This is a genomic window from Prauserella halophila, from assembly GCF_024171895.1.
GTDB classification, from domain to species: Bacteria; Actinomycetota; Actinomycetes; order Mycobacteriales; family Pseudonocardiaceae; genus Prauserella; species Prauserella halophila.
Genome location: NZ_JAMTCQ010000009.1, coordinates 84,379 through 98,584, shown reverse-complemented (window position 1 = coordinate 98,584; position 14,206 = coordinate 84,379). Strand labels below are relative to the sequence as shown.

The 14,206-nt window shown below is 70.8% G+C and carries 7 protein-coding genes and 1 tRNA gene; 2 read left to right on the top strand and 6 right to left on the bottom strand.

What is annotated here, in order from left to right:
• Positions 1-11: 11 nt before the first annotated feature.
• Positions 12-2,624, bottom strand: a complete 2,613-nt coding sequence (locus LY41_RS06640; protein ID WP_253863000.1) for a helix-turn-helix transcriptional regulator — start codon at positions 2,622-2,624, stop codon at positions 12-14.
• A gap of 166 nt (positions 2,625-2,790) precedes the next feature.
• Between LY41_RS06640 and LY41_RS06635 the strand changes: the two genes are divergently transcribed.
• Entirely contained in the window at positions 2,791-3,657 is an 867-nt protein-coding gene (locus LY41_RS06635) for an alpha/beta hydrolase family protein (RefSeq protein WP_372493129.1), read from the top strand.
• Between the two features lie 460 nt (positions 3,658-4,117).
• On the opposite strand, the gene LY41_RS06630 is transcribed toward LY41_RS06635, so the two are convergent.
• Positions 4,118-4,191 (bottom strand) — tRNA-Thr (locus LY41_RS06630).
• 133 nt (positions 4,192-4,324) lie between these two features.
• Here LY41_RS06630 and LY41_RS06625 point away from each other — a divergent pair.
• Entirely contained in the window at positions 4,325-5,992 is a 1,668-nt protein-coding gene (locus LY41_RS06625) for a hypothetical protein (RefSeq protein ID WP_253862999.1), read from the top strand.
• Between the two features lie 194 nt (positions 5,993-6,186).
• On the opposite strand, the gene LY41_RS06620 is transcribed toward LY41_RS06625, so the two are convergent.
• The 4 genes from LY41_RS06620 to topA form a co-directional block, all read right to left on the bottom strand.
• Entirely contained in the window at positions 6,187-7,380 is a 1,194-nt protein-coding gene (locus LY41_RS06620) for a DNA polymerase III subunit delta' (RefSeq protein WP_253864009.1), read from the bottom strand.
• Positions 7,374-9,659, bottom strand: a complete 2,286-nt coding sequence (locus tag LY41_RS06615) for a bifunctional MFS transporter/dTMP kinase (RefSeq protein ID WP_253862998.1) — start codon at positions 9,657-9,659, stop codon at positions 7,374-7,376. Before LY41_RS06615 ends, LY41_RS06620 begins: the two co-directional genes overlap by 7 nt.
• Before the next feature lie 283 nt (positions 9,660-9,942).
• The gene (locus tag LY41_RS06610) at positions 9,943-10,494 is read right to left on the bottom strand and encodes a hypothetical protein (RefSeq protein WP_253862997.1); all 552 of its coding nucleotides are present in this window, start codon (positions 10,492-10,494) and stop codon (positions 9,943-9,945) included.
• Between the two features lie 435 nt (positions 10,495-10,929).
• Entirely contained in the window at positions 10,930-14,079 is a 3,150-nt protein-coding gene (gene topA / locus LY41_RS06605; protein WP_253862996.1) for a type I DNA topoisomerase, read from the bottom strand.
• Between the last annotated feature and the right edge of the window lie 127 nt (positions 14,080-14,206).

The following is a 14,206-nucleotide window of genomic DNA, read 5'->3' as shown; positions in this document are numbered from 1 at the left end:
CAGCTCCGTCGTCACGCGTTCCGGGGCGAGGACCCGGACACGGCCGCGACGAGTTCCACCCGCGAGCGCACGCCGAGCCGGACGAAGATGTTGCGCAGATGGTGTTCGACGGTGCGCCGGGAGATCGCGAGCCGTTCCGCGACCTCCCGGTTCGTCCGTCCGTCCGCGACCAACCGGGCGATGCGTTCCTGTTGCGGCGTCAGACCTTCGGCCGACGACGGCACAGCTTCCTCGGCACGGTCACCCGCGGCGCGCAGCTCGTCGCGGATCTGCGCCGCCCAGTAGCCGGCTCCCGCGTCGTCGGCGAGGCGGAAGGCGTCGCGCAGCACCGAACGTGCCTCACGGTTGCGGCGCTGTCGCCGCAGCGCCCTGGCGTACGCCAGCTCCGTGCGGGCGAGTTCCAGCGTCATACCACCGGACCGCTGGAGCTCGATGGCGTTGCGGAACTGCGCCTCCGCCGTCGCCGGATCGGCCTCAAGCAACGCCCGGCACCGGTGCGCGAGCGCGAGCCACACGCCGGTCCCCGTCGACTCCGCCCACGTCTCGTACCGTTCGAGCGCCCGTCGTGCGCCGTCGGACTCGCCGCACCGGATCGCGGATTCGACGAGCTGCGGAATCGCGGCGACCTGCACCGTCGACCGGCCCGTTCCGGGGACGAACAGTGCGTTCAACCGCCGGAACGCGTCGGCGGGCCGGTCGTCGAGCAGGTCGGCGCACCCGCGTACCCACTCGGCGAGCGCGGCCGCGCGTCGGAGCCCGACGCGGTCGATCCGGTCCTGCGCCGATGCCACCCGCGCCAGTGCCGCGTCGCGGTCGCCGAGCGAGACGTGTCCCAGGCCCGCGAGCACCTCGTGCTCGGCCGCCGTGTTGCGCTGCCCACTCGCCACGGCCAGCGCGACGCCTTCCCCGCTCGCCTCGACCGCGGCGTGCGGACGGTCGAGCAGCGCCGACGTGAGCGAGAACTGGAACAGCGCCGTGGGCAGCAGGGTCGGGCGGTCACCGCCGCGGGCCCGGGCGACCGCGGCGGCCGCCCGGTCGTGCGCCGCCCCTGGACGGCCGAGGGTCACCGCGGCCTCCGCCGCGCACAGAGCTCCGCGGACGTCGTCGCCCGCCTCGTCCAGCACCCACCGCAAGGCCGCGGCGGCATCCGCGTAGTCCCGGGACCACATCGCGGCCATGCCAGCGAGATGCGTCGCCACCAGCGTTTCCGTCGTCGCGGCCCTGGTGGCCGTCTCGGCGTAGCCGCAGCCGTCGGCGGCGGTGCGGCGCGCTTCGGCCGCGAGCAGGTACGCATCGGCCGCCTCGTCGACGGGCAGGCTCTGCGCGGCGAGCACGAGCTGGTGCGCAGCGACCTCGGGAGCTCCGTCCCTGAGTTCGATCTCGCCGGTGGCGGCGAGGACCCGGCCCGCCACCGCACCGGACGGTGCGTGCTCACGGGCGTGCCACAGCAGCCTGCGCGCCGCTCCGGCGCGTCCCTCCGCCCAGTACCGGCAGGCGGCGCGCCACAGCCGTTCGGCCTTCGCGGGGCCGGGAGGGGTAAGCCGCGCGGCCCGGTACCAGGCAAGCGCGGACGTGTCCGGGTTGTCACCGGCCACCGCGGCGAGCCGGTCGGCCACGTCGGTGCGGCCCTCGGCGCGGGCCCGGTGCCACTCCCATGCGGCGCGGTGGCGCTGCGGATCCAGGGACGCGGTGAGCGAGGCGTGCGCCGCTCTGCGTTCGGTGTGGGACGCCGCGGCGTACACGGTGGCACCGACGACCGGGCTGACCGCGCGGACCCCCTCGGCCGTCATCCGCACCAGCCCGCAGCGCTGCACCTCGGCGAGCACGGGGCCGTCGGCGGCCCCGACCCCCTCGAACGGCTCGGACGGATCGGGCGGCTCGGCACACGCGGCCCGCAGCACGAGTGCACGCGCAGCCTCGGACAAGCCCCGGAAGGTGCGCACCACGGCGTCCCGGCCACGTCCTCCCGCCGGCAGCTCGCGTGGCGGCGGCTGCCTGCCTGCGGCCTGCGCCGCGGTGAGGGAGTCGACGAGTTCCAGCAGGTCGGACGGGTTCCCGCCGGCGGTCTCGACCAGCTCGGCGGCGACGGATTCGGCGATCCGCCCCGGCACGAGGCGCAGGGCTTCGTCGTCGGTCAGCGGCGGGAGTGGTTCGACGTCGAGGCCGGCCAGCCGGTCCTCCTCGGGCGCCGCGAGCGGGACCGTGAACACCACCCCGACCGAACCCCGCACGCATCTGCGCGCCACGAACGCCAGCACGTCGAGGGATCCGGCGTCGAGCAGGTGGGCATCGTCGACGAGGCACAGCACGGGCCCGCAGGCCGCCAGGTGCTCGTACAACTCCGTGGCGCGCTGCGCGACGTCGCCCGCGGTGCAGGTCGCGATCCCCGCGGACGCGCACAGCCGGTGCAGACCCGCCCACGGGAGCTCGGACTCGGCCGCGATGCCGGTGACCGTTGCGATCCGCACCGGCCCGCCCGTCGGCACGGACTGCAGCAGGGTGGTCCTGCCCATGCCGCGGGCGCCGGTGAGCACGAGCGCGCCCCCGCGTCCCGAGCCGACGTCGTCGCCGAGCGCCGCGAGGCGAACTTCGACGTCGTCCCTGCCCATGATGGCTGCAGCCATAGCCCTCCGCCCTTGGAAAGGCCGTCGTCCCGGCGTACGGAAGATCAAGGAACCCGCCGGTAACCTTCTCACACACCCCTGGTGATTACACCGATGCGCAGCGCCGCGGTGCCGGGTGAGAGTGATCGGGCCAGAAGCCGGACTCACCGGAATTCGAGGAGGAACAGTGCGACGAACGAGAGCGACGACGCTCCTGTCGGCGGCCGCGCTTGCGCTCACGACCGCCTTCATCGGCCCTGCCGGGCAGGCCGCCCACGCGGCGGGCACGGATCAGCACGGCCCGGATCCGACGGAGGACAGCATCGAGGCTCCACGGGGGCCGTTCGACGTCGAGGAGGATCGTGTGTCGAGCCTGGTGCGCGGGTTCGGCGGTGGGACGATCTACTCCCCGACGGCGACCGACGAGGGCACGTTCGCAGCGATCGCGATCTCCCCCGGTTACACGGCGAGCGAGTCGAGCATCGCGTGGTTCGGGCCGCGGCTGGCTTCGCAGGGTTTCGTCGTGTTGACGATCGACACCGACAGCCGTTACGACCAGCCCGGCAGCCGGGCCGAGCAGCTGAACGCCGCGCTGGACTACCTCACGCAGGACAGCGACGTGGCCGACCGCATCGACCCGGACCGGCTCGGCGTCGCCGGGCATTCGATGGGTGGTGGCGGAACGCTCGAGGCCGCGCTGGAGAACCCGGACATCGACGCGGCGGTGCCGTTCGCGCCGTGGCACACGAGGAAGGACTTCTCGGGGCTGACGACGCCGACGTTCATCATCGGCGGCGAGTCCGATTCGGTCGCATCGGTGCGGCGCCACTCGGAGCCGTTCTACGAGTCGATCCCCGACAGCACTGACAAGGCGTACATGGAGTTGGAGAACGCCAACCACTTCTTCCCCAACTCGCCGGACACGACGACGGCGAAGTACACGCTGTCGTGGTTCAAGCTGTTCCTCGACGACGACGAACGCTATGCACAGTTCCTGTGCCCGGCGCCGGACGACCGGGACATCGCCGAGTACCGCGACACCTGCCAGTACTGACCGCTGACGAGGCGCGGGGGCTTTCCGTTCGGCGGAAGGCCCCCGCGTTCGTTCGTGCGCCCCGGCGAGCTGGGGTCGTTCTTCACCAACTGAGCCGGCCGCGGCTGCCACCGAGTGAGGACTGACCACCCCCACGTCACAACAACGACCCACTCAACACCGCACAGGCGATGCGAAGCGAGCAAACCCAACGCAACCACACCCCCGGCTCCAGCACCCCACTCCGCGAACCGTCACCCCGAAACCCGGCGACCACCCAACGCAACCGGCGATGCGAAGCGAGCAACCCAACCCGCGCCGAACAACGCCCCGGAGTCGGACCGGACCAAGGTGACCACAGCGATGGGGGTCCGGGGGACTCCCCGGGCGGGGGTCTGGGGGCCACGCCCCCAGAAGACATCTGCGATGCCCGAACACAGCGAAGGCGCCCCACGCGACGAGCATGGGGCGCCTTCGGGCGAGCCGCCTACCGGATTCGAACCGGTGACCTACGCATTACGAGTGCGTTGCTCTGGCCGTCTGAGCTAAGGCGGCGCGGAATCTTTGTCCGTGCGCAGCAAACTATACCGGACGCTCGTGCGTCACCGACGCCCCCCTCGCTCGTTACAGGATCAAACAGGCATAGCCAACCCCGACCGGCTCCACCTGCACTGGAGGACCAACCACTATGCGCCGACGACTGGCCCGCTCGGCAGCGCTGCCGCTTGCGGCCGCCATGGTCGTCCTGGCGGCCGCACCCGCCGCCGGGCAGACGATCCCTACCACCCCGGTCCCGGCTCCGGCCGATCCGGACGCCCCTCCCGCTTCGGATCCGACGGAGACGAAGGGCAAGGCCGTCGGCGAGGCGGGCACCGCGCTCGGCATGGTGCGGCTGTTGCCGCAGGCCGTGCCGACGGACGCCATCCTTCCCGGGGCCGAGGAGGACCTACCGAAACAGTCCGCCCTCGAAGGTGGGTTCGGGCTGTCCAACGCCCGTGCCAATTCGGAGTCGTATCTGACGTACGAGCACTCGATCGCGTCGGCGTCGCCCGCAGGTGTTGCGGTCAAGGGCAACGCGCCGGCGACACCGGGTACGGCCACCCAGACGGCGCTGCCCGACAACGAGAAGCCCGTGTCGACAGGCTTCAACGCGCCGGAGAACCCGCTGGTCAACCTCAGCGGGCTCAACGGCACGGCGCATGCGCGGTGGAGTGAGGAGCTGGGTCCGTGTGTCGGCACGATCGCGGACGCCTCGACATCGGCGGCCAGCGTATCGCTGCTGAACACGGTCCCGACGATGCCTGGCCTCGGGCAGCTCGGCGCCGCCGACACGGGCGACGAGGAAGCGCTGAACGCGCTCGGCTCGCTCGCCGACCTCGGCGGTCTGCTGTCCGGCCAGCGCACCCGGGACGCCAAGCCCGCGGCCGACGGCGAAGGCTCGCTGATCAGCGCCCCGAACACGCTGTCCACGCGCTCGCGGGTGCGCCTGGTCGACATGCCGGGCACCGAACGCAAGGCCGTCGAGTCGACCTCGACCATGCAGGTCGCCGACCTCAACCTCCTCAAGGGCACGCCGCTCGGCCTGACGGTGAAGGTCGCGAGCCAGCCGACGCTGCGGGTGCTGTCGACGGGTAAGGCGGAGACCTCGAAGGTCGAGTACGAGGCGCCGGTGCTGACGATCGAGCGCAACGGCGAGGAGCTGTTCACTCTCGACGCGGCGAACCCCACCGCCGACATCCCGGTCGGGATGCCGACGCCGGAGCTGAAGGACATGCCCGGCTACGACCAGGTCAAGGAAGCACCGGTGGTGGGCGATCTCGCCCAGACGGTCAACGACGGCGTGAAGACGCTGGGCGACGCCGCGACCGGGAAGGTCCTCGATCTGGGCGTGCTGCGGCTGAGCATCGCCGAGCTGACCAAGCGTGGCAACGAGAAGGCCGAGCCGTTCAAGGGCTACCAGCAGGGAGCGTCGGCGCGGCTGCTGGACCTGCAGATCCTGCCGACGGAGAAGTTGAAGGAGCTGCTGCCGGGCGATGCGGCGGACAAGCTTCCGTCGTCGCTGGCGCAGGTGTCGCTGGGTGAGCAGATCGCGCGTGCGTACGCGCCGACCGGCGGCGTCGACTGCAGCAAGCCCGAGCCTGCGGCACCGCCGGAGGGTGGCGGCGCCGCCCCGCCCGCTGCTCCGGACGAGCTGGCGCAGACCAGCGGTGCGTACGCGTCGGTGCCGATCTTCTGGACGGGTACGGCGATGCTGCTGATCGGTGCGGTCCTGGTGGCCGTCTCCCCACTCCGCCGAGGCGGACCGGCAGCAGCGGCAACGGCACCACCGCGGCCGTCACCGCGTCCGCGCGAGTAGGAGCAGGCGATCGACCGCCCCCATGGCGCCCAAGGGCACCATGGGGGCGTCGTCGTTTCGGCACGGCACAGCCGCGCGGAGCGTGTCCGTCCGGGCAGTGGGAGCAAGGGGAAGATCAGGGGCTCCGGCCCGCCGGCCCGGCCACCACCCCTCAATGCCACTAAGGTGCCCTTGGGGGCACAAAAGCAGCGGCGTCAGCCCTCGCGGAGGGTGGTGACCATGGCCTCGACGGCGATGCGGGGTTTGACGTTCCAGGTGATCGCGTCGCGGCATTCGAGGACCGCTTCGAGGCGCCGCAACGTCGACGCCGGGGTCCACTCGCGCGCGGCCTCGCGGCTGTGCTCGGCGAAGTCGGGGTGGTTCAGCGTGGCGCCCGCTCCGCTGGACGTGACCAGCACGTCGCGGTAGAACCCGGCCAGATCGATGAGCGCCAGGTCGAGCGTGTCCCGCTGAGTTCTGGTGGCGCGCGACTTCTGCCGCTTCTCCAGCTGTTTCACGGCGGCGTCCGCGGACCGTTTCGCCGCGGCCACACCCTTGCCGCTGCCACCGGAGCCCATCGCGGTGCGCAGCTCCTCCGCCTCCGCCTCGTCACGCGCCTTGCTCTCGTCGGCGGCGTCGGACTCGGCGGTCTTGATCAGCTCGTCCGCGCACGTGAAGATGTCCCCGGGCCTGCGCAGCCCGAGCGGGATACGCAGCACCGCGTCGCGGCGTCCGCGGGCGGCCTCGTCGGTGGCGAGCCTGCGTGCCCTGCCGACGTGTCCGCCGCACACCGACGCCGCCCAGCGCGCGGTCGACTCGTCGACACCGTCCCGCTCGCCCAGCACCCGTGCGATGGCGTCCGGCGGCGGCGTGCGCAGCGTGACGAGCCTGCACCGCGACCGGATCGTCACGGACACGTCCTCGGGGTGGTCGGACGGCGCACACAACAGGAACACCGTGCGGGCCGGCGGTTCCTCCACTGCCTTGAGCAGCGCGTTCGAGGCGCCCTCGGTCAGCCGGTCGGCGTCCTCGATGATCACGACCTGCCACTCGCCGGTCGTGGGCCTGCGTGCGGCGGCCTGTACGAGCGACCGCATCTCCGCGACCGCGATCGACAGCCCCTCGGGAACGACGAGCCGCACGTCGGCGTGGGTGCCCGCGACCGCGGTGCGGCAGCCGGAGCAGCCGCCGCAGCCCGTGCCCGTCGAGCACTGCAACGCGGCGGCGAACGTCCGAGCCGCCACGGAACGGCCCGATCCCGGCGGGCCGGTGAACAGCCACGCGTGCGTCATCCCGCCGTTCGTGTCGGCCTCGCCCGCGACGAGTGCGGCGGCGGCCGACGCGGCGGTCTGCAACGTCTCGACGGCCGGTTCCTGACCGACCACCTGCGACCAGACCGGCGTCACGATGCGGTCCTCTGTGTCGCGCGTTCCTCGGCGGCTCCGGACGCGGCCTCGTCGGACGCGACCTCCTGGGATACAGCGCCGTCGGATACAGCGCCGTGGGATGCGGCGCCGTGGGATGCGGCGCCGTGAGATGCGGCGTCGCGGGATGCGGCGTCGTGGGATGCGGCGTCGTGGGATACAGCGTCGTGGGCGGGAACGTCACCGTCGGGCGCGCGACCGGTCGTCGGGCGCCCGAACTTACTCAACCCGGGAACCTTTCCGGCCAGGGCGCACTGAACCGCGGTGTGGATGCGTTCGGCGACCTCGTCGGGGCTGCCCTCCGCGTCCACGACGACGTAGTGCTGCGGGTCCGCCGACGCCATTTCGGTGAGCAGCTGCTGCACGCGCCAATGCTGCGGGCCTGCGGACGTGCTGTCGGCGCTGCCCTCGACGGTGCCGACCGCCGGGTCGGTGTCGAGCAGCACCGCGAGGTCGGGCCGCAACCGTGCCGTCGCCCAGTCGGCGAGACCTTCCAGCTCGGACGCGTCGAGCCCGGCGACCGCGGACAGGTGTGCGAGCGGCGAGTCGACGAACCGCTCCATGACGACGACCGCGCCGGAGTCGAGCGCAGGCCGGATGTCGCGTTCCACGATGTCGGCGCGCACGGCCGCGGCCGCAAGCGCTTGCGCCCGCGCGCTCGACAGCGAGGCCCCGGAGACGATGCCCTCCAGCCGTTCGTCGTCGAGCGCCGGATCGGTGGCGAGTACGACGTCCCGCTCACCGCTGCGCAGCGTGTCGGCGAGGCGGGCCGCCTGCCTGCCGGTGTCGGTCGCCGTCGTGCCTTCGAGTGCGATGAGCAGGCCGTTCACGCGCCGTGGCCGCCTGCGCATGACGTTGCGCAGGTCGGCGAGGATCGGTTCGGTGCGGCGCGAGTCCATCTGCCGGTACGCGACAACGCCGACGAGCGCGGCCAGCAGCCCGCCGCCGAGCAGCACCGGGCGCGTGCCGTCGATGATCAGCTCGTTGCCCCACACCGTGATCTTGTGCGGCTGCACCAGGCCGATGAGCACCGGCACGGTCGCGGTCGCACCAAAGATGATGATCTTCAGCAGCGACTGGTAGATCGCGTTGATGCGCCCGCGCATCGAGTCGTCGATCTGCGAACCGATGATCGTGACGCCGGTGAGGAAGCCCGCACCCGCGCACGCACCGACGGCGGCCGCCGCGATGAGCGACACGGCCAGGTGCGGCGACAGCGCGACGGCGATCAGCGCCAGGCCCGCCAGCACGATGCCCACGCCGAACAGCCGGTCGTGCGGCAGCCTGCGGGCCAGCTTCGGCACCATCGCCAGCCCCGCCGCGGCACCGACGAACACCGCCACGAACAACAGTCCGAACGACGCTTCGCCGCCGCCCAGGCTCAACGAGTACGGCTTGGCCGCGCCGATCACGGCGCCGCCCGCGGCGAACGCGCCCATCATGCCGATCAGCAGGCCGCGGACCAGCTTCGTGCGCCGGATGTAGCTGAAGCTCTGCCGCACCATCGCGATGAAACCGACCTTGTCCTCGTCGGCATCGGCGTCGTCGCTCTCGCCCGAACGACTCGTCGCGGCGTCCGGCGAGTGCGCGACGCTGCTTTCCGGCACGGGGTGGACGTTGCGCAGCGACAGTTCCGGGATGCGGGTCGCGATGAGGACCGCACTGGCCAGGTACAGCAGCGCGTTGATGAACACGACGGCGTTGGCGATGCCGAACTCGCCGAACGCGTCGGGCGAGATGCCGAGCGTCGTCTGCACACCGGTGAGCACCGAGTACAGCCCGGCACCGCTGACGACCGCGAGCCCGTAGGTCATGAACAGGCCGAGCTGATTGGCCGTTTCCACCTGGTCGGGCCTGCGCAGCAGGTTCGGCACCGCCGCGTCCTTCGAGGGGATCCACATCATGGCGGCGGACCCCGCCATGAAGTTGGCGACGAACAGCCAGATCGGCGATCCGACGATCGGGATCGAGAACAGCAGTGCGAACCGGGCGAGGTCGGCTCCGATCATCACCTTGCGGCGGTCGAACCGGTCGGCGAGCAGACCGCCGAGCGGCGCGAACAGCAACCCGGGCAGCAGCTGGGTGAGCACGACACCGACGAACGCGAAGTTCTGCAGCAGGTAGTCGTCGGTGTACTTCGTGACGAGGCCGGTGAGGCCGAGCATCGCGAGCCAGTCGGCCACGCTGCACAGGTACGTCACCGCCCACAGTCGCCGGAACGGCCGGATCCCCAGTACGCTGCGCGCCCGCCGGGTCGTGGACATCTCGTGCTGCGCCGACGGAGTTTCCGTCGACGCGCGTTCGCTGCGCGTGTCGGCGTTCTGTGTCCCCCGAGCTGCCTCGCTGATGTGCCCACCCCACATGACCGGCGCTGCCTGTGCGGCCAGCGTATCGCTGACCTGACTGCCCTCGCGGGGCGGACCAGCGAAGACACCGCGGGTCAGCAATACCCCACCGACCGTGAGGTCACACGAAGCGTGGTCGCAGGGGGTCTCGGGTCAGGGGCTGTCGTGGGTCAGGGGCGATCCGGCGCGAAGCAACCGCGGGTCAGGAAAAGACGCTGCCGACACTCTCGGCGAAGCTGACGACGAACCGGATCGCCACGAGCACGAAGACGATCAGCAACACACCGGCCGCGATCATGCCCGCCGAGGTGTTCGACGGCTTCCGCACCGTGACGCGCTGGCTCAACGGCTGCTTGGCAGGCTTGGTCGCGGCGGGTTGCTGCGCCTTCTGCGGCCGTTGCCCCTGCCGCAGCATCGCGGGCAGCAGCTGGCCCCGCATCCGCGGCCGCGGGATCTTGCCGAACCTGCTCTTGGCCGCCTCCGAATCGCCATTCGCCGTTTCGGCGGTCTCCGGGGCGTCGGTGTCCGCAGCGCCGTCGGTGGACTCACCGGCGCCCGTCCCGTCGGCCTGCTTCGCGTCCTCCGCGGCCAGCGCCGCGGCGGCTTTGCTGCGAATGACCTCGAGGTCCGGCACCGTCGACTGCGCAGGAGGAGTCGACGAACGGGATCCGCCCGTGGCGGATTCCTCGTCGGTCAGTGAATCGCTGTAGCCGTGCGCCGACTCCGGAGCCTGGGTGCCGTCTCCGCTGCCCACGCTTCCTCCTCGTGCCTGCTTCCGATGCGGAGTATCCGCACTGACATGGCGTTCGCTGCCAGGGTAGCGGTCCCATCACACCGCGCATCCGCCAACAGGACGATGACTCGGGTCACCGGCGCACCACGGCGACCGCGGCGGGTGGTCAGGACGCAGGCGTCACCGACGCCGCTCCACGCTCCGACAGAACCCGCTTACGCTGCACATACGCTCGCCGCCACTGCCGGAATCCCGGACATCGGGCAGGGCGCACCCGGCCACGCCCTCCCGGTCGGCGACATCCACCGGACCGGTGACGTGACTGCCGGCCTGCCCGGTTCGGGCGCACCCGGCGACAACGGCTTCCGGCAGACAACGGCTTCCGGCAGACAACGGCTCCCGGCTGGAACTCTCCCGCCGGAGCCGTGGCAATCCGCTCCGGTGTCGGCGAAACGCCTACTTCTTCGCGGTCGTCGTGCTCTTCGAAGCCGTGGACTTGGCCGCTGTGGACTTCGACGAAGTGGACTTGGCTGCCGTGGATTTGGCCGTCGTGGACTTCGACGAAGTGGACTTGGCCGAGGTCGACTTCGATGAGCCGGACTTGGCCGCTGTGGATTTGGCCGTCGTGGACTTGGCCGGGGTTTCCTTCTTCGCCGTGCTCTTGGTGGCCGTGCTCTTGGCGGCGGTGCTCTTGGTGGCCGTGCTCTTGGTGGCCGTGCTCTTGGCGGCGGTGCTCTTCGAAGCCGTGCCGCTGTCCGAAGCCGCGCTCTTCGTCGTGGTCGACTTCTTGGCGGGCTTCTTCGCCGGCCCCTTGGCACGCTTCTCGGCGAGCAGCTCCTCGGCGCGTTCCTGCGTCAGGTCCTCGACACTGTCGGACTTGCGCAGCGACGCGTTGTACTCGCCGTCGGTGACGTACGGCCCGAACCGGCCGTCCTTGACCACGATCGGTTTGCCGGAGACCGAGTCCGCCTTGAGCTCCATCAGCGGCGGCTTCGCCGCCTGCCTGCCGCGACGCTTCGGTTCGGCGTAGAGCTTCAGCGCCTCCTCGAGCGTGATGTCGAAGATCTGCTCCTCGGTGGCCAGCGACCGGGAGTCGGTGCCCTTTTTCAGATACGGCCCGTACCGGCCGTTCTGCGCGGTGATCTCCTCACCCGACTCCGGATCCGTGCCCACCACACGCGGCAGCGACAGCAGCTTCAGCGCATCGTCGAGCGTCACCTCGGCGACGTCCATCGACTTCAGCAGCGACGCGGTGCGCGGCTTCGGCTTGTCCGTCTTCTTCGTCGTCTTCTTCGCCGTGGTCTTCTTGGCCGCCGTCTTGGTGCCGGCCTTCTGCTCACCGGATGCGTCCTCGGCCTTGGCCTGCTCGGACCCGGACTCCTCGGCCCGGGGTTGTTCGGCCTGCTCCTCCTCCGGCTCCGGCAGAAGTTCCGTGACGTACGGGCCGAAGCGGCCTTCCTTCACGACGATCTCGTGCCCGCTCACCGGGTCCGTGCCCAGCACACGCCCTTCCTGGGGCGTCGCGAACAGCTTCTCGGCGATTTCCAGCGTCAGCTCGTCCGGCGGCAGGTCGTCGGACAGGTTCGCCCGCTGCGACTTGCCGTCCACCTCGCGCTCGAGATACGGCCCGTACCGGCCGACCCGCACGACGACGTCCCTGCCCTCGGAGTCGGTGAACATCGGGATCGAATTGATCTCCCGCGCGTCGATGTCCTCGACACCCGAACCGACCATCTTCTTCAGGCCGCCGATCCGGCCGACCGATCCGTCGACTCCCATGTCGCCGCCGAAGTAGAACCGCGACAACCAGCTCGTGCGCTTGTCGTCGCCGCTGGCGATCCGGTCGAGCTCGTCCTCCATCGCGGCCGTGAAGTCGTAGTCGACGAGCCGCTCGAAATGCCGTTCCATCAGCCCGACCACCGAGAACGCCACCCACGACGGCACCAGCGCGGACCCCTTCTTCCACACGTAGCCGCGATCCTGGATGGTCTTGATGATCGACGCGTACGTCGAGGGCCGTCCGATGCCCAGCTCCTCGAGCTTGCTCACCAGCGCGGGCTCGCTGTAGCGCGCGGGCGGCGACGTCGCGTGGCCGTCCGGGTCGAGCTCGGCCGCGGTGAGGTTGTTCCCCTCGGCGAGCTGCGGCAGCCGCTTCTGCTTGTCGTCGGCCTCGCCGCCCTCCTCGGTGTCGACGGATTCGACGTAGGCCTTCAGGAAGCCGGGGAACGTGATCGTGCGGCCGGAGGCCGAGAACACGCACTCCTCCCCGGTGCCGGTGGCCGTACCGGCGATCTTCACCGACATCGTCGTGCCCTTGGCGTCGGCCATCTGCGAGGCGATCGTGCGCTGCCAGATCAGCTCGTACAGGCGGAACTCGTCGGTCTCCAGCTCACCTGCGGCCTGGCCGGGCGTGCGGAACACCTCACCGGCCGGGCGGATCGCCTCGTGCGCCTCCTGCGCGTTCTTGACCTTGCGGTTGTATTGCCGCGGACTGTTCGACACGTACTCCGAGCCGTACAGGTCGGTCGCCTGACTGCGAGCGGCCGACAGCGCCGCCTCCGACAGCGTCGTCGAGTCGGTACGCATATAGGTGATGTAACCGTTCTCGTACAGCCGCTGCGCGATCCGCATCGAACGCTCCGACGAGAACCGCAGCTTGCGGCCCGCCTCCTGCTGCAGCGTCGACGTCATGAACGGCGCGTACGGCTTGCGCGTGTACGGCTTCTCCTCGACGCTCCTGACCGCGAAGTCGGCGCCGTCCAGCGCCGTGGCGAGGCGGTTCGCCTCGGCCTCGTCGAGCACGCGGACCTCGGACGAAGAGTCCTTGAGCTGTCCGTTCCAGCTGAAATCACGGCCCGTGGCGACGCGGGCGCCGTCCACGGCCGTCAGTCGTGCGGGGAAGTTCTGCGGCGCGGCATCGGCGCCTGCGTCCATCGTCGCCGAGATGTCCCAGTACGAGGCCGACGTGAACCGCATGCGCTCACGCTCACGCTCGACGACCACGCGCGTCGCCACCGACTGCACCCGGCCTGCCGACAGCCTCGGCATGACCTTCTTCCACAGCACCGGCGAGACCTCGTAGCCGTACAGCCGGTCGAGAATGCGGCGCGTCTCCTGCGCATCCACCAGGTCCGGATCGAGCTCGCGGGTACTCTCGGCCGCAGCGCGGATCGCCTCCGGCGTGACCTCGTGGAACACCATGCGACGCACGGGCACCTTGGGCTTCAGCGCTTCGAGCAGATGCCAGGCGATGGCTTCGCCCTCACGGTCGGGGTCCGTCGCGAGATAGAGCTCGTCAACGTCCTTGAGCAGGCCTTTGAGCTCAGTGACCGTGGACTTCTTGTCGGCGGGAACGATGTAGAGCGGCTCGAAGTCGTTGTCGACGTCGACACCGAGGCGCGCCCACGGCTGGCCCTTGTACTTGGCGGGCACGTCGGCGGCGCCGCGCGGCAGGTCGCGGATGTGGCCGCGCGAGGACTCGACGACATAACCGTTGCCGAGATACGGCGCGATCTTGCGCGCCTTCGTCGGCGATTCGACGATCACCAGTCGCCGGTTGCCGCCACCGGAGCTCTCGCCGTTCTTCTTCCGCGTCGTTGCCGCCACGCTGTCCCGCTTCCTCAACTCACCTGTCGGACCCGCCAGTGTGCACGCTGAACGTCCGTCGTGTCTGCCTAGGTTCCTCAACACGCCCCATGCGGCGTGTCAAGTAGTTCGGCCGATTCGTCCCCGA

Coding starts and splice junctions, on each gene's coding strand:
- LY41_RS06625 (WP_253862999.1), top strand. CDS start 4,325: ATGCGCCGACGACTGGCCCGCTCGGCAGCGCTGCCGCTTGCGGCCGCC.
- LY41_RS06615 (WP_253862998.1), bottom strand. CDS start 9,659: ATGTCCACGACCCGGCGGGCGCGCAGCGTACTGGGGATCCGGCCGTTC.
- LY41_RS06640 (WP_253863000.1), bottom strand. CDS start 2,624: ATGGCTGCAGCCATCATGGGCAGGGACGACGTCGAAGTTCGCCTCGCG.